Genomic DNA, 14,758 nt, shown 5'->3' with positions numbered 1-14,758 from the left:
CCTTGCTGTCGAACCCGGGAGGTTCGAAAACTCGTGACCGTTAGGTCAGGCGAGTTGGATGTTCGAAGCCTGAAGGCCTTTCTTGCCCTGGGTCACGTCGAAGGAGACGTTTTGACCTTCCTGCAGGGACTTGAAGCCTTCTGCCTGAATTTCGGAGAAGTGGGCAAAGACATCGTCACCGCCATCGGCGGGGGTGATGAAGCCGAAGCCTTTGGAATCGTTGAACCACTTGACTGTTCCAGTCGTCATAATAAATCCTTTCGCGCATTTAGCGCCTTGCAATGTTCCTGGTTTTACCCAGATGTGCCGCGGGTAAAACAAGGTTCAATTACAGGCTGCCGAAAGAATTCGAATGCTACTGAAACCGTACTGCTTGCTACCAGCTGAACCCACGGTGTCATGCTTGGGCACCGTGGGTCAAAGGGTTTATTTTTTTGTTTTGCTGAAACTAATCCCGCCAAGCTGTTTGCATGACCGGGCGGACTCGTCGCGTAAAGTTAACGCCTCGCTTCGAGGATCAGGTTGAACGGCGTTTCCGCCGCGCGCCGGAAGTGGGTGAAGCCCGCCTGGCGGAACACGTCGGCCAGGCGATCTTCGCCGGCCTGGGCGCCGAGCACGAGGTGGCCTCCTTCCGAGATGGCGTGGGCGCAGCAGATGGTGGTGGAGGCGGCATAATACAGGCGCGAGACGACCGAGAGGTTGTTCTCGACCTTGTCCTGGGCGTAGGGCTCGACCAGCAGCACTGTGCCATTGGGCGCCAGCACCTGTTCGGCGTGGCGGGCGGCGGCGATGGGGTCGCCCATGTCGTGCAGGCAGTCGAAGAAGCAGATGAGCCCATACTGCCTGTCGGGGTAGGTCACCGCCTGGGTGAGTTCGAAGCTCACGCGATCGGCAACGCCAGCCGCGGCGGCGTTCTGCCTGGCGGCCTCGATCGAGGCTGGGTGAACATCGAAGCCGTGGAAGCGCGAGTTGGGGAACGCCTTGGCCATCAGTACGGTCGAGTGGCCGTGGCCACAACCCACGTCGGCCACGGTAATGCCGGCTTCGAGCTGTTCGACCACGCCCTCCAGGGCGGGCAGCCACTCCGGTACCAGGCTGGCACGATAACCGTTGCGGTAGAACGCCGCCACACCGCACTGCAGGCGACTGTCGTGGTCGCCCCAGGCCACGCCCTTGCCGGTGCGAAACGCTTCCAGAGTGCGCTCCTCGTCGAACCACATCGAGGCCGGCACCTGCCAGGCATGGGGGATGAAGACGGGACTCTCTTCATCGGCAAGCACCATGGCCTGCTCGGGGGATAGCTCGTAGGTGCCGCTGGCGGCGTGGTAGCCCACGTAGCCGCCGGCGGCCTGGGCGTTCAGCCACTCGGAGACGTAGCGCTCGGCACAGCCGGTGCGGCTGGCGAGTTCCTTGGCGCCGATCGGCCCGGCGCCCGCCATGGCCTTGTACAGGCCGAGTTTGCTGCCTAGGCTGACCATCACGCCGCCATAGGCCGAGGAGAGGTCGCCAACGGCCTGGGCGACGAAGGATTCAAGCTTGGTCTGATCGATTGCGGGGGCGTTCATCCAGTGCGGTTCCTGTCTTGTTGTGTGGGGGTCCAGCGTCCCGCTCATCATCGCCGCGCGGCACTACTCGCTGAAGAGCCTAATTCGCCCGCAATCGGTCCGTTTGTGCCACACTGAATCCTCCCTACCTGAGAGGCGCATGGCGCCATGACCGGATCAGCCATCCCTGCTGGGGCGAGCCCCCGGCACGTCAGCCTCGTGGCGCTGCCCGATGCCGTGGTCTCAACGCTTGCCGGTCTCTTCGACGTGATGAACGGCGTGGCGCTCATGGGCTTGGTGGCACCAAATGCCCCTGCCCCGTTTCATATCGAGATCGTGGGGGAGGCCGTGGGACCGCTGAAGCTGGCCAGCGGCGTGCCGATCGATGTCCAGCGCTCCATCGACAGCATCGAGAGTAGCGACATCGTCATCGTTCCCTCGGTATTGCTCCCGGCTCAGGGCTGGGAGAAGGGCCGCTATCCCCACCTGGTCGAATGGCTGCGCACCGTGCATGAACGCGGCGCCGTGCTCTGCTCGGCGTGCTCGGGTGTGTTTCTGCTGGCCGAGACGGGGCTGTTCGACGGCAAGGAGGCGACGGTTCACTTCGGCTATGCGGAAGCGTTCATGACCAGCTACCCGGCCGTTTCGACGCACCCGGAGCGCGTGCTGGTGATTGCCGGCCAGCAAGAGGAACTGGTGAGCTCGGGCGCTTCGATGAGCTGGCACGACCTGGCGCTCTATCTCATCGCGCGCTATGCCGGCGCGACCACGGCGCAGGAGGTGGCGCGACTGTTCGCCTTGCAGTGGCATCAGGATGGGCTTACGCCTTACCTGGTGTTCGCCGCCAAGACGGACCATGGCGATGGCGAGATCCAGCGCGGGCAGCAGTGGCTGGATGAGCATTTCGCACTCGCCCACCCGGTGGAGGCAATGATCGAGCGTTCGACGCTGGCCGAGCGTACCTTCAAGCGGCGTTTCGCCGCCGCCACCGGCCTGACGCCGATCGCCTACGTGCAGCGCCTGCGTATCGAGGATGCCAAGCGTCGGCTGGAGCGCTCCGAAGCTTCGGTGGAGGAGATCAGCTGGCGGGTCGGTTACGAGGATTCGGCGTTCTTCCGGCGTCTGTTCAAGCGCACCACAGGCCTCGCTCCGAGTGCCTATCGCCGTCGCTTCCGCATTCCCGATTTCGCTCGCCGGCCCCAGAACGCAACAAGGCCCGCCTAAGCGGGCCCTGATTTCGAACCGGAGAGGTCCGACAACTCGTGACCGTTAGGTCAGGCGAGTTTGATGTTCGAAGCCTGAAGGCCTTTCTTGCCCTGGGTCACGTCGAAAGAGACGGTTTGACCTTCCTGCAGGGACTTGAAGCCTTCCGACTGAATCTCGGAGAAGTGGGCAAAGAGATCATCGCCACCATCGGCCGGAGTAATGAAGCCGAAACCTTTGGAGTCGTTGAACCACTTTACGGTGCCAGTTGCCATGTTCTGAATCCTTTCGCGCAATCGCGCCTTGCAATGTTCCTGGTGTTACCCAGATGTGTAGCGGGTAGGACAGGGGTAAATTACAGGCTGCCGAAAGAATCGAACGCTACTGAAACTATGCCACTTGCTTACCAGCTGAACCCACGGTGCCATGGTTTGGCACCGTGGGTCAAAGGCTTTATTTTTTATTTTCAGGGGTGGCGCACGGCCCTTACCTTGCCGCTGCCGCCACCGCCGCAGAAGAAACGGCCGTTGCCATCGGCTTCGAGTCCCGACACCCCCATCCCCGGCGGCATCTCGAGGCTCTCAAGCACCTCGCCCGTGTCGGGATCGATTCGCCGCAGGTCGCTCGCATCGTCTTCCCAGGTGCCGTGCCACAATTCGCCATCCACCCAGGTGACCCCGGTAACGAAGCGGTTGGTCTCGATGGTGCGCAGGACCGCCCCGGTGTCCGGGTCGAGCTGACGGATCTTCCGCTCCCGATATTGCCCCACCCAGAGCGCGCCTTCGGCCCAGGCAAGCCCGGAATGACCGCCGCCGGGAGGCGCCGGGATCGTGGCCAGTACGCGACCGCTGTCGGGGTCGATTCGCTGGATTCGATCATCGGCGATCTGGAACAAGTGTCGGCCATCGAAGGCCGTGCCCGCCTGGGCAGCGATTTCCAGCTTGCGCGGTGTCTCGCCGCTTGCCGGGTCGAGAGCGTTCAGCGTATCGCCGGTGGCGAACCAGACGTGCTGGCCGTCGAACGTGACACCATGCACGTTCTCGACGCCGGGGAACGGGCCATATTCACGCAGAATTTCAGCGGTGGAACGGGTCATTGCGTAGTCCTCATCACTCGGTAGGTGTTGTCAGACTAATCACCCGGCAGAAAAGCGGGGAGTAACAAGGTTGTCGTGAATCCCGGCAAGGGTGGGGTCAGCCAGCGGCGTGACCGCCCGCGCCCGTACGCCTGCACCTTGCCTTCTTCGGCCAGCGAGTCGAGCGCGCGCTGGACGGTGCGCTGGCTGGTGTCGAGTGCCAGCGCCAGGGCCGAACTCGACCACGGCTCGCCGTCCGCCAACAGGGCGAGCACCGCAGCGTGCTTCTCTTCGAACGGCCGCGCCAGCACCACGACCTCGGGGGCGTGTCGTGGTACCAGCGCATAGCCACGTTTCGTCGCACGCACGTCGGCGAGGGGAGTAAGCGCCGAGCGGAGCCGCCCGATTTCGACGCGCAGCCGTGCGCGATGCGACTCGTCGGCGTACACCGTGCGAAATGCCTGAGCGATGAGCTCCTCCCTCGGCACGTCGTCCGGCCAGGCTTCGCCCAGCAGGCGGGCGAGGGCGAACAGAACCGGGCGACCGGACAGCGAGACCGACCGGTCTGCGCTACGTACGCTGTGGCGGCAGGCATCCACGACGAGGGTCTCCGACGCCAGCAGGGCTTCGACCTCGTCGAGCAACAGGAACCGTTCCTCGCCATGTGCCACCAGACGTGCGGCGGGTGTGTCCAGCACCCGACGGGCACTCTCGACTTCCGCCGTCAGTGCGGGGATGTCGGCACTCCGTGCGGCATGTTCGGCCCGGGCGAGTGCAGCGCGCGCCGCCTGGGTGCGCAGGCGGCGCGTCGCGATCCCCATCACCACGAGTTCGTAGGCGATCTTCAACGCGGGCGGAAAGGGGGCTGGGTCGAGTTCGCCGATCGCGAGCTCCGCCTCGTCGAAGCGCCCCATGAGCAGCAGGCGGCGGGCTTCGAGATGGCGTGCATGCGCGGCGTTGATCCGGTCGCCGTGCGCTTCGAGCGTCGCCCGTGCCGCATCGAGGGCCCTGGCGGAGCCGCTCAGGTCGCGCGAGACGAGAGCGATCTCGGCTTCGGCGACAATGCACCTCGCCCGGGCCATGGCGTCCTTCGGGCCGAAGGCGCGCGCCGCCCGGCGCAGGAGCCGCTTGGCGCTGGCGAAGTCGCCGAGCTGCGCCATCGAAATCCCGCGAAGCGCGAGCGCAGGCGCGTCGTCACACAGGGCGACAAGGTTCAAGGCGCCGAGGGGATCCCCCGCCGCAAGGGCACGTGCCGCGGCCGTGATCAGTGAGTCCATCGGAATCCCGCCACACTTGTTACTCCCACCGTTCGGTTTCTGGCACTAAAGGTATCTCATGACCGCGAAGGAGCGCGTCTTATTGGGATGAAACGAACAGTAGCACTGGCGAAGGGAGGGCAAGACGATGACGACACACATGACCGGAACACGTGACGAGTGGCTGGCAGCGCGGCTCGAACTGCTTCAGGCGGAGAAGGAGTTGACACGGCGTAGCGACGAGCTGGCGCGGCGACGGCAGACACTGCCATGGGTACGGATCGACAAGGAATATCGTTTCGAGACCGACGAAGGCAGTGCTTCGTTGGCGGATCTCTTTCGAGGGCGCTCGCAGCTTCTTATTTACCACTTCATGTTCGGGCCCGATTACGCAGCCGGCTGTCCGTCCTGCTCATCGATCGCCGATGGCTTCAACGGCATTGCCGTCCACCTGGCCAACCATGACGTGATGCTGTGGGCGGTGTCGCGGGCGCCGCTCGAGAAATTACAGGCCTATAAACAGCGACTGGGCTGGACCTTTCCCTGGGCGTCCTCGCATGGCAGCGACTTCAACGCCGACTTCAATGTGTGGTTCCCCGAGCAGCAGCAGCGTGAGGGGGGCATCGAATACAACTATCAGCACGAACCGGTAGTGATTGAGTGGCGCGCGGGCCAGGAAGGCAGCGAAGGAGCGGAGGACAAGATCGCCGCCATGTGTGGAACCGATGCGGCCACGTTCCAGCGTGACAGACCGGGCATGAGCGCATTCGTGCTCGAGGACGGCGTCATCTACCATACCTATTCCACTTATGCGCGTGGTCTGGACGGACTATGGGGCATGTACCAGTGGCTCGATCGCGCGCCCAAGGGGCGCAACGAGACGGCGGGCGTCTGGTGGCGCCGCCATGATGAGTACGAGGTGAGGTGAGTCAGGTGGTGGGTGTCTCGACCAGCAGCGCATGACAACGCCGCCCCTGGCGAGCCAGGGGCGGCGTTTTTCGTCGTTGCGAATCGCTCGGTCAGCGGATCACGAAGCCTCGGCCGACCGGGTCACGTGCGTCGATCAGCCACTTGGCGTAGCCGATCAGTTCGGCGGTGCCCTGCACGCTGGGGCGGATGGCCCGGTAGCCGCCGATTTCCGTCTCGCCAAGGATCTCCCCGGTGAAGCGGCCGCTGCCGAGCAGGCCCTCGGAGTGGATGGGGCGGCCCACTTCCAGTTCGTTGCGGGCATGGAACATGGCCATCATCGCACTGGTGCCGGTGCCGCCGGGCGAGCGGTCGAGCTTGCCGTCGGAGAACACATGCACGTTGCGGTAGAGCGAATCCGGCTGTGAGCCCTCGTGCCAGAAGGTGACGAAGTTCAAACCGTTGATGTGCGGATGGGTCGGGTGACGAATCTCCATTCGGGCATTGAGCTCGGCCTTCACGGCCTGGCCGGCGTGGGAGAAGTAGCTCCCGTTTTCCGGACAGATGGGCTGCTTGTCGGCGGGCACCCGGATGATGGCGAAGAAGTTGCCGCCGAAGACCAGATCAGCCTTGAGGATGCCGAGGCCGGGTACGTTGACGGGGATGTCCTGCTCCATGACGAAGGCGGGCACGTTCTCGAAACGGGTCCAGTGCACCTTGTCGGCGTCGGCCTTCACCTCGGAGACCACGGTGCCGGCGGTGGTTTCGAAGCGGATGCGGGTGAGGCCGTTCTCCTGTGGGGGTGGCGCCAGGCGATGGGCGACCATGGCCATGGAGAGTGCGATGGTGCCGTGGCCGCACATGTCGACGAACTGCTCGCCGTCGATCCACAGCATGCCGGCGTCGTGATCGGCATCGGAGGGCGGAGTGAGAAACACGCCGAACATGTGCTGGTGGCCGCGCGGTTCGCGCATCAGGCTGGTCCGCACATGGTCGTGGTGCTGCTGGAGATAACGACGCTTGTCGAGGATGTCGCCGCCGAAGGGATAGGGGATGCCGCCATGGACGATGCAGGTCGGCTCGCCTTCGGTATGGGTGTAGATCACGTCGAGAAACTGCTGGTTGTTCATTGGAACTTCCTGTGGCTATGGCGTTGGGGGTTGGGTACGCAGTGCACGGCTAGAGGCCGAACCAGCGGGGTACGCTCATGACGATGCCTTCCGGCCAGACGATCACGGCGAGCAGCACGAGCAGCATCACGGCGATGAAGGGCAAGTTGGCGTAGGTGATGCGAATCACATCGACCTTGGAGATCACGCTGGTGATGAATAGCGCGGCGCCGACGGGCGGTGTCTGCTGGCCGATGCCCCAGCACAGGATCACCACCATGGCGAACTGCAGCGGATCGATGCCGAGCAGCTGCACGCTGGGCAGGAAAAGCGGTACCACGATGAACATCATGGCGATGCCATCGAGGAAGGTGCCGGCAATGATCAGTACCAGGCTCAGGATCAGCAGGAAGCCGATCGGACCCATGTCGAGGGCCGCGATGGGGCCGAGAATCAACTGGCCCAGGCTCTGGTAGGTGAAGGTATAGCCCAGGGTATGCGCCGCGGCGGTCACGAACATCACCGCCCCGGTGAGCACGGCGCTCTCCACCAGCGCGAGATAGAGGGCGCGAAGCGAAAGCGAGCGGTAGAGCAGCATGCCGGCCAGCACGCCGTAGGCGACCGCTACCGCGGAGGCTTCGGTGGGCGTGAAGATGCCGCCCAGGATGCCGCCCAGGATGATGATCGGCATCATCAGGGCCGGCAGGGCGCCGACGAAGGTACGGCCCAGCTCGCTCAGCGAGAAGGCGGACTCGATGGGATATTCCCGCTTCACCGAGATCCACCAGGCCACCAGGATCAGGCCGAGGGCGGTGAGCGCACCGGCGATCAGACCGGCGGCGAACAGCGCACCGGTCGAGAGGCCCATGTAGGCGCTGAGCAGGACCATGGGCACGCTGGGCGGAATGATGATGCCGATGGTGGAGGATGAGGCCGTGACCGCAGCGGTAAACGAGGCCGAATAGCCGCGCTTGACCATCTGCGGGATCATCACGCCGCCTACCGCCGCGGTATCGGACATCGAAGTACCGCTCATGCCGGCAAAGAACATCGAGGTCAGGATGTTCACCGCGGCCAGGCCGCCGCGAATGGCGCCGACCAGGGCGCGGGCCAGATCGATCAGGCGTCCCGAAATACCGCTGTGGTTCATGATCTGGCCGGCCAGGATGAACAGCGGGACCGCCAGCAATGGAAATGACTCAGTGCCACGGTAGAGGCGCTGCACCAGGACCAGCATGTCGACACCGGAGAAGGCCAGGACGGCGATCGAGACCAGGGTCAGCGCAAAGGCAATGGGCATGGCCAGGCCGATCAGGGCCAGCAGGGCAAGAAGGATGGCAAGCAGGATCATGAGGCACTCTCCTCCAGCGCGGCTTGCCGGGCGGCTTCATAGGGAGGTGCCTCGGCCTTGACGGCGGCAATGCACTGGCGAATCAGTTCCAGCAGCATGCCCACGCCGGAGATGGGCACGGCGGCGTAGAACAGCCACTGGGGGGCGCCCAGCATCAGGGTGGTACGGTGGGAGAAGGTCAGGGTCTGTTCCAGCCCCCACACCACCATGACCACGCAGACCACGCCGATGAGCGCCTGGTTGAGGAAGAACAGAGTCCATTGGCCGCGGGCGGGCAGACAGGCGGCCACCACGTCGATACGCAGATGTGCCCCTTTGCGCAGCGCCAGGTAACCGCAAAAGAAGGTCACGTAGACCAGCAGGCCTATCAGCACTTCGGCGCTCCAGGACAGCGAGGCGTTGAGTATGTAGCGCGCAGCCACGGCCGCCAGGGCGAGCAGGGTGATGGCAGACAACAGCAGTGCCGCGACCGCTTCGAAAAAACGATCAAGCATGGGAGGCTCCTGCAGGGAAGTGGCGGGCCGGGGCGGCCCGCCGGGCTGACACGGTGAGGCTCAGGGATGCTCGGCGATGCGCTGTACCAGCTCGCGCGCTTCGTCCGACATGTCCTGGGTGAAGCGTTCCCACAGCGGCTGGGACGCTTCGATGAAGGCATCGCGATCGACTTCATTGACTTGCATGCCGTTCTGCTCGACCAGCTCGATGACGCTCTGGTCGGCGCGCTCGCCGAAATCGGCGGTGGCGTCGAAGGCCTTCTGTCCGCCTTCCAGCAACGCTTGCTGCACTTCGTCGGGAAGGTCCTGGAAGCGCGCTTCGTTCATCAGCAGAAAGCCCACGGTATAGACGTGACCCGAAAGCGAGAGGTAATCCTGCACTTCGTAGAAGCGGCTGGCCTCGACCTCGACCAGCGGGTTCTCCTGGCCGTCGAAGACGCCGGTCTGCAGCGCCGAGTAAAGTTCCGGGTAGGGCAGCGGCGAAGCGTTGGCGCCGTAGGCGTTGAACATCTCCACACGCTGGCGGCTGCCCGGGGTGCGGATGCGCAGGCCGCTCAGGTCGTCCGGCGTTTCGATGGCGCGGCGGTTGTTGGTGATGTGCCGGAAGCCGCCCTCGTAGAAGCCGATGACCCGGTAACCCTGCTCCTGCAGCCGCTCCTTCAGCGCATCGCCGATCTCGCCACCGAGCACGCTGGCGACATGGTCGCGATCGCGGAACAGGTAGGGCAGCGAGAGAATGCCCATGTCCTCGTCAATGGTGGTGATCGGCGTTTCGATGGTGGCGATATCGAGCGTGCGGGTGTCCAGGGATTCGATGTTGCTGACCTGGTCGCCCAGGGCGCCGGAGTGGAACAGCCGGACTTCGACGCCTTCTGCGGTGGCTTCGGCCACGTGACTGGCGAGCGCGTTGAGGCCGGCCATCTGGATGCCCTGCTGGCTGCCGATCGTGGCGGCGCGCAGCTCAAGCTCGGCGGCCGTCGCGGAACCGGCAATGCCGAGGCCTACTGCCACGGCGGTCAGGAGACGCGGGAGTTTGCACTTCATGGTGACGCTCCATGGGTTGTTGTTTAGAGGGGAGTCGTGTCACTGGGTGAACGAACACGTGCCTCTAAGGTTAGGGCCGTGCAGTGGCCACTTATAGAAGAAAACGGACAAGAAAGGGGAGATATCGGACATGCGACGCTCGGGCCGCCGTGCTCAGGAGGCCTCGGCGCTCGCTTGGCCTGTCTGGCTAAGCAGCCCCTTGCGGCGCGACTGCCTGGGGCTGTAGCGGTAGTGGGCCTGAAAATCACGTGCCAGGTGGGAGGCATCGGAAAAGCCACACTCGGCGGCGATCTCTGCGATCGAGCCGTCGGTATGTTGCAGCAACCATTCGGCGTAGCGCAGGCGCATGGTCTTGAAGTAACGCATGGGCGTGGTGCCCATTTCCTGATGGAACAACCTGTCGAGCTGGCGCGGACTGAGGTTGATGCGCTCGGCCAGGGCCTGGCTGTCCAGGCGTGTATTGAGTGATTGTTCCATCGTCAACACGGCGACCCTGACCCGCTCGTCGCGTATGTCCTGGATAGCCTCGAAGAAGTGGGTCTGCGGCGAGTTGGAGGTGCGCATTCCGTTGAGAATCATGTGGCGAATGGCCTGCTGGGCCTTGTCCGGCCCGCATTCTCGACGAATCAGGTGTAGCGCCATGTCGGTGGCCCCCGATGAGCCGGCGCAGGTGATGACGCGTACCGATTCGAGAAACAGCCGGTCGGGCGTGGCGTCGGTCTGGGGAAATTGACGGCGGAAGTCGTTTATCACGTTCCAGTGAACGCACACCCGCTGGCCCTTGAGCAGTCCGGCACGGGCTATGGCGAAGGTGCCGGTGCAGACCCCGACCAGCTTGACGCCCTGCTTGCAGGCCTCCCTCAGATACTCGCTGAGCGCCTTGTCCTCATGCGGATCGAGGTAGTTGTTGCCACCGCACACGGCGATATGAGTGAAGTGGCTCGGATCGCGATAGGAGGTCTGCGGCGTCGCCTCCAGGCCGCAACTGGACGTCACCGGCCCGGGCCCCATGATCTGCCAACTGCAGTGAATCTGCCGGCTGCGTCCGCCCTTGTCGGCAGCCAGGCGTAGCGAATCGATGAAGCCGGCGAAGGCATTCAGCGTGAACAGGGGCAGCAGGATGAAGCCGACACGCAGCGGCGGTTGTTGGGACTGGGACATTCAGGCCTCGTCTCGATGGAGCGACGATTCGTGCCCACCAGTATGCTCCGCTGCCCGGCGATCTTCGAGCCTCTCGGTGCCGTTCGGCCATGATTCATCCTTCAACTCCTTGACTTGATTTGTTATGTTATAACATTCGCATTCGGGCAATGTGACGCAATCCCATGCAGGCCGGTCTCATTGGTCCGATCCCACCCCGTTACGGTGTTCAACATGAGTTCAGATACCCACGACCAGATACCCGTTACCGTACTGACCGGCTTTCTCGGTAGCGGCAAGACCACGCTGCTCAATCGCCTGGTGCGCCAGCCCGCCATGAAGGATGCGCTGGTGGTGATCAACGAGTTCGGCGATATCGGTCTGGACCACCGGTTGGTCGCCGAGGGCGACGAACAAACGGTGGTGGAAATGAGCAGTGGTTGCCTGTGCTGCACCATTCGCGGCGACTTGAGCCGCACCGTGCAGAAGACCTTCGATGCAATCGAGCGGGCGGGTGGCGAACCCTTCTCCCGAGTGATCATCGAGACGACCGGGCTTGCCGACCCGGCTCCCATCCTACAGACCTTGATGACCGATTACTGGCTGGCCCATCGCCTGCAACTGGATGGAGTGATCTGCCTGGTGGATGCCGCCAGCGGCGTCTCGACGCTGAACGCCCACCGTGAGTCGCAGCGCCAGGCCGCCATCGCCGATCGGCTGCTGATCACCAAGACGGATCTGGTGGACGAGGCACGACTGTCGCGACTGGCCGAGCATCTGAACAGGATCAACCCGGCCGCCGAACAGTTGCAGGTGCGACACGGTGAGGTATCGGCCGAGCAGTTGACCGGCGGGGCCCAACAGCGCCGTGCCGAGCAATGGCTGAGCGCGGCATCCTATGCTCAGGTTTCGACCGCGGTGGGCATGGCGCCCCCCGCTGCGGGTTCCCTGATCTCGATATTGGCGCCGACGTCCGGCCCGTCGCTTACTCGGCATGGCGAACAGATCCGCTCGTTCTGTTTCACCGTAGAGGAGCCTATCGCGCCGGAGGTGCTGGAGGATTGGCTGGACTTGCTGATGTCGCTGATGGGCGAAAAGATCCTGCGGGTGAAGGCCATCGTGAAGATTGCCGGGCGGGAAGAGCCGCTGGCGCTGCATGGCGTGCAGCACATCTTCCACCCGCCGGAGCCGCTGCCGGCCGAGGCCTGCAGCGACGGTATCTCGCGCTTCGTATTCATCACCAACGGGGTGGCGCCCGCAGCGGTCACGCAGCTATTCGACTATTTCCAGCCGGAGCGGGCGATCTGACCGGGCGGCAACGGGTCTAGTGGCATGCCGGATCTGCATCAACACGGCAACTTAGCCATGTCGTACTACTAAACATCATGCACACAGAAAGAGTCCCTTGCGATGAACAGGTTACCGCTGGAAGACATTGCCCTGGCGCCAGCCTCGTGCCTCGGCACCTTGAGCTGGGTCGGCATGGAGCATATCGCCTTGCCGCTGCAAGTGGCCGGTCAGGGAGTGATCGGCTACGCTTCGGCGGGCGTCAGCCTGGACGACCCCACCGCGCGCGGTATCCACATGTCGCGCCTCTACCTGGCCCTGGCCGAACTCGAGGAGCGTGAGCTCTCGCTCTCCCTCGTGGCAGGGGTGCTGAAGAACTTTCTCGACAGCCATGCGGAGCTTTCCAGCAACGCTTTTCTCGATCTCGGTGGCGAGGTGCTGCTCAAGCGCCCGGCGCTGATCAGCCCGTTGGCGGGCTGGAAGGGCTATCCCTTCACCCTTCATTGCCGCCGCGACGACCAGGGCTTCGAGGCCATTCTCGACCTGACGGTGGGCTACTCCTCCACCTGCCCGTGTTCGGCGGCACTGTCACGCCAACTGATCCAACAGGCCTTTGACGAGGATTTCACTGACATGCCGGTCAGCCGTGAGGCAGTGCGGGCCTGGCTGGGCAGCGAGCAGGGCATCCTGGCCACGCCCCATAGCCAGCGCAGCCAGGCTCACCTCTCGGTGCGGTTGGCTGAAGGGCAGGACGAGTTGCCGCTGCTGAGCCTGGTGGATCGCACCGAGCGAGCACTGGGCACTGCGCTGCAAACGGCGGTAAAGCGGATCGACGAGCAGGCCTTCGCCCTGGCCAACGGCCAGAACCTGATGTTCTGCGAGGATGCCGCACGCCGCCTGCACCAAGCCCTGCGTGAGCAGCCCGGCACCGATGGCTTTCGGCTGCGCGTGGTGCATGCCGAAAGCCTGCATGCTCACGACGCCGTGGCACGCAGCGAGTGGAACTGGGGCGAGGGGCGGCCGTGAACAGCTGGCAGCAGCTGGCGAAAGCCAGCCGTTATCACTCTCCTGCCCGATAACGCCTTCGCGACTCGGCAATGGTGCGGTGATTGGCGTCGGCCCAGGCCACCAGGGCCTGCATCGGTTCGAGGAAGGAGTGGCCGAGTTCGGTGAGGTCGTACTCCACGCGGGGCGGCACTTCCGGATAGACCGTACGGGTGATGAATCCATCCTGCTCCAGATGCTTGAGGGTACGCGAGAGCATCTGCTTGGAGATGTCGCCAATCTCGCGCATCAGCTCGTTGAAGCGCCTGGTGCCGGGCTGCAGGGTCAGCAGGACGAGAACGCTCCATTGATCGCCGATGCGGTCGAGTACGTCGCGGATGGGGCAGGGGTGGTCGAATTCGACAATCTTGGATGGTTGTTGAGTCATGGCGGCTCCCTGGGGGCTCATGAGTCATCCCGGTATGACCGGGTCGCACCGCGGTGACTTCTTGCGGATGGATGAGAAGTACCATAGTTTGCCGTATAGGTCTATTTAGTAGACCTAGTCCTGATTTCAAACCAAGGAGAACTTGATCATGGCAAACGTCGCTCTCATCGGTGCTTCCGGCAACGCCGGCTCTCGTATTCTTGCGGAACTCTCCGAGCGCAGTCATATGGTGACCGCCATCGCCCGTCATCCCGAAAGAATCGCCAAGCTGCCTGGGGTCATGACCCGCCAAGGTGATGTCTACGACCGGGCGGGGCTGGCCGAAATGCTGCGCGGCCATGACGCGGTGATCAGCGCGGTGCATTTTACCGCTAGCGATGCCGATACGCTGATCGGCGCGGTGCGCGACTCGGGAGTGAAGCGCTACCTGGTGGTGGGTGGCGCCGGCAGCCTGCAGGTCGCCCCTGGCCAGCGCCTGATCGACCAGCCGGACTTTCCGGCCGAGTACAAGGATGAAGCGAGCTCAGGCGTGGCCTTTCTGGAGCGTCTGAGAACCGTCGAGGATCTCGACTGGACCTTCCTTTCCCCCTCGGCGATGTTCGTGCCCGGCGAGCGTACCGGCGATTTCCGCCTCGGCAAGGATGCGCTGCTGAGCAACGAGCAGGGCTCCAGCATCTCGTTCGAGGACTACGCTATCGCCCTGGTCGACGAACTCGAACGCCCCGCCCATGTACGCCAGCGCTTCACCGTGGGCTACTGATTCCGTCCCCGGCCTGCTGCGAATAACGCGATGTAAGATGTCATCGACCGCTTCGCCATGAAGACCGAGCGCCTGACCGGACTGGACGAAGCGGTAGCCGGTAAGCTGTACTTCGACCAGCCCCTGATCCGGGTAGCCTGGTACCTGGCTTTGATTT

The 14,758-nt window shown here is 63.8% G+C and carries 16 protein-coding genes; 5 read left to right on the top strand and 11 right to left on the bottom strand.

Annotated elements, in window-relative coordinates; genetic code table 11:
* Nucleotides 1-45 precede the first annotated feature (45 nt).
* Together HBJ55_RS06030 and HBJ55_RS06025 are read right to left on the bottom strand one after the other, a co-directional pair.
* Nucleotides 46-249, bottom strand: a complete 204-nt coding sequence (locus HBJ55_RS06030; protein ID WP_167112047.1) for a cold-shock protein — start codon at nt 247-249, stop codon at nt 46-48.
* Nucleotides 250-497: 248 nt separating this feature from the next.
* Nucleotides 498-1,565, bottom strand: coding sequence for a class I SAM-dependent methyltransferase (locus tag HBJ55_RS06025; protein WP_167112045.1), 1,068 nt, complete (start codon nt 1,563-1,565; stop codon nt 498-500).
* 147 nt (nt 1,566-1,712) lie between these two features.
* Here HBJ55_RS06025 and HBJ55_RS06020 point away from each other — a divergent pair, with 147 nt between their 5' ends.
* Nucleotides 1,713-2,768 (top strand): GlxA family transcriptional regulator, encoded by a 1,056-nt coding sequence (locus HBJ55_RS06020; protein ID WP_167112043.1) that lies wholly within the window; start codon nt 1,713-1,715, stop codon nt 2,766-2,768.
* Between the two features lie 50 nt (nt 2,769-2,818).
* On the opposite strand, the gene HBJ55_RS06015 is transcribed toward HBJ55_RS06020, so the two are convergent.
* From HBJ55_RS06015 to HBJ55_RS06005, 3 genes are all read right to left on the bottom strand, one after another.
* A complete protein-coding gene (locus HBJ55_RS06015; RefSeq protein ID WP_167112041.1) occupies nt 2,819-3,022 on the bottom strand; it encodes a cold-shock protein in 204 nt (67 codons plus the stop codon).
* A 191-nt stretch (nt 3,023-3,213) separates the two neighbouring features.
* Nucleotides 3,214-3,843, bottom strand: a complete 630-nt coding sequence (locus HBJ55_RS06010; protein ID WP_167112039.1) for a Vgb family protein — start codon at nt 3,841-3,843, stop codon at nt 3,214-3,216.
* Between the two features lie 35 nt (nt 3,844-3,878).
* Nucleotides 3,879-5,099, bottom strand: coding sequence for a helix-turn-helix domain-containing protein (locus HBJ55_RS06005; RefSeq protein ID WP_167112037.1), 1,221 nt, complete (start codon nt 5,097-5,099; stop codon nt 3,879-3,881).
* A 139-nt stretch (nt 5,100-5,238) separates the two neighbouring features.
* On the opposite strand from HBJ55_RS06005, the gene HBJ55_RS06000 reads away from it, so the two are divergent.
* Nucleotides 5,239-6,006 carry a DUF899 domain-containing protein gene (locus tag HBJ55_RS06000; protein WP_240935988.1) on the top strand — a complete coding sequence of 256 codons (768 nt, stop codon included), beginning with the start codon at nt 5,239-5,241 and terminating at the stop codon, nt 6,004-6,006.
* A 91-nt stretch (nt 6,007-6,097) separates the two neighbouring features.
* Here the strand turns inward: HBJ55_RS06000 and HBJ55_RS05995 are convergent, their stop codons facing one another.
* From HBJ55_RS05995 to HBJ55_RS05975, 5 genes are all read right to left on the bottom strand, one after another.
* Nucleotides 6,098-7,114: a proline racemase family protein gene (locus tag HBJ55_RS05995; protein WP_167112033.1), complete on the bottom strand. Its 1,017-nt coding sequence runs from the start codon at nt 7,112-7,114 to the stop codon at nt 6,098-6,100.
* A gap of 49 nt (nt 7,115-7,163) precedes the next feature.
* Nucleotides 7,164-8,444 (bottom strand): TRAP transporter large permease, encoded by a 1,281-nt coding sequence (locus HBJ55_RS05990; RefSeq protein ID WP_167112031.1) that lies wholly within the window; start codon nt 8,442-8,444, stop codon nt 7,164-7,166.
* Nucleotides 8,441-8,938, bottom strand: coding sequence for a TRAP transporter small permease (locus HBJ55_RS05985; protein ID WP_167112029.1), 498 nt, complete (start codon nt 8,936-8,938; stop codon nt 8,441-8,443). Before HBJ55_RS05985 ends, HBJ55_RS05990 begins: the two co-directional genes overlap by 4 nt.
* A 60-nt stretch (nt 8,939-8,998) precedes the next feature.
* On the bottom strand, nt 8,999-9,982 hold the full coding sequence (locus HBJ55_RS05980) for a TRAP transporter substrate-binding protein (RefSeq protein ID WP_167112027.1): 984 nt from the start codon (nt 9,980-9,982) through the stop codon (nt 8,999-9,001).
* A gap of 153 nt (nt 9,983-10,135) precedes the next feature.
* Nucleotides 10,136-11,143: a GlxA family transcriptional regulator gene (locus tag HBJ55_RS05975; protein WP_240935987.1), complete on the bottom strand. Its 1,008-nt coding sequence runs from the start codon at nt 11,141-11,143 to the stop codon at nt 10,136-10,138.
* A 213-nt stretch (nt 11,144-11,356) separates the two neighbouring features.
* Between HBJ55_RS05975 and HBJ55_RS05970 the strand changes: the two genes are divergently transcribed.
* A complete protein-coding gene (locus HBJ55_RS05970; protein WP_167112025.1) occupies nt 11,357-12,430 on the top strand; it encodes a CobW family GTP-binding protein in 1,074 nt (357 codons plus the stop codon).
* A gap of 102 nt (nt 12,431-12,532) precedes the next feature.
* Nucleotides 12,533-13,435, top strand: coding sequence for a GTP cyclohydrolase FolE2 (folE2, locus tag HBJ55_RS05965; RefSeq protein ID WP_167112023.1), 903 nt, complete (start codon nt 12,533-12,535; stop codon nt 13,433-13,435).
* 34 nt (nt 13,436-13,469) lie between these two features.
* Here the strand turns inward: folE2 and HBJ55_RS05960 are convergent, their stop codons facing one another.
* Nucleotides 13,470-13,841 (bottom strand): winged helix-turn-helix transcriptional regulator, encoded by a 372-nt coding sequence (locus tag HBJ55_RS05960; RefSeq protein ID WP_167112021.1) that lies wholly within the window; start codon nt 13,839-13,841, stop codon nt 13,470-13,472.
* A 148-nt stretch (nt 13,842-13,989) separates the two neighbouring features.
* Between HBJ55_RS05960 and HBJ55_RS05955 the strand changes: the two genes are divergently transcribed.
* Nucleotides 13,990-14,601: an NAD(P)-dependent oxidoreductase gene (locus HBJ55_RS05955; RefSeq protein WP_167112019.1), complete on the top strand. Its 612-nt coding sequence runs from the start codon at nt 13,990-13,992 to the stop codon at nt 14,599-14,601.
* Nucleotides 14,602-14,758 lie beyond the last annotated feature (157 nt).

Origin of the sequence: Billgrantia bachuensis, assembly GCF_011742165.1 — a bacterium.
GTDB lineage: Bacteria > Pseudomonadota > Gammaproteobacteria > Pseudomonadales > Halomonadaceae > Halomonas > Halomonas bachuensis.
The sequence above is the reverse complement of the archived record's forward strand: the minus strand, read 5'-3'. Positions and strand labels throughout refer to the sequence as shown.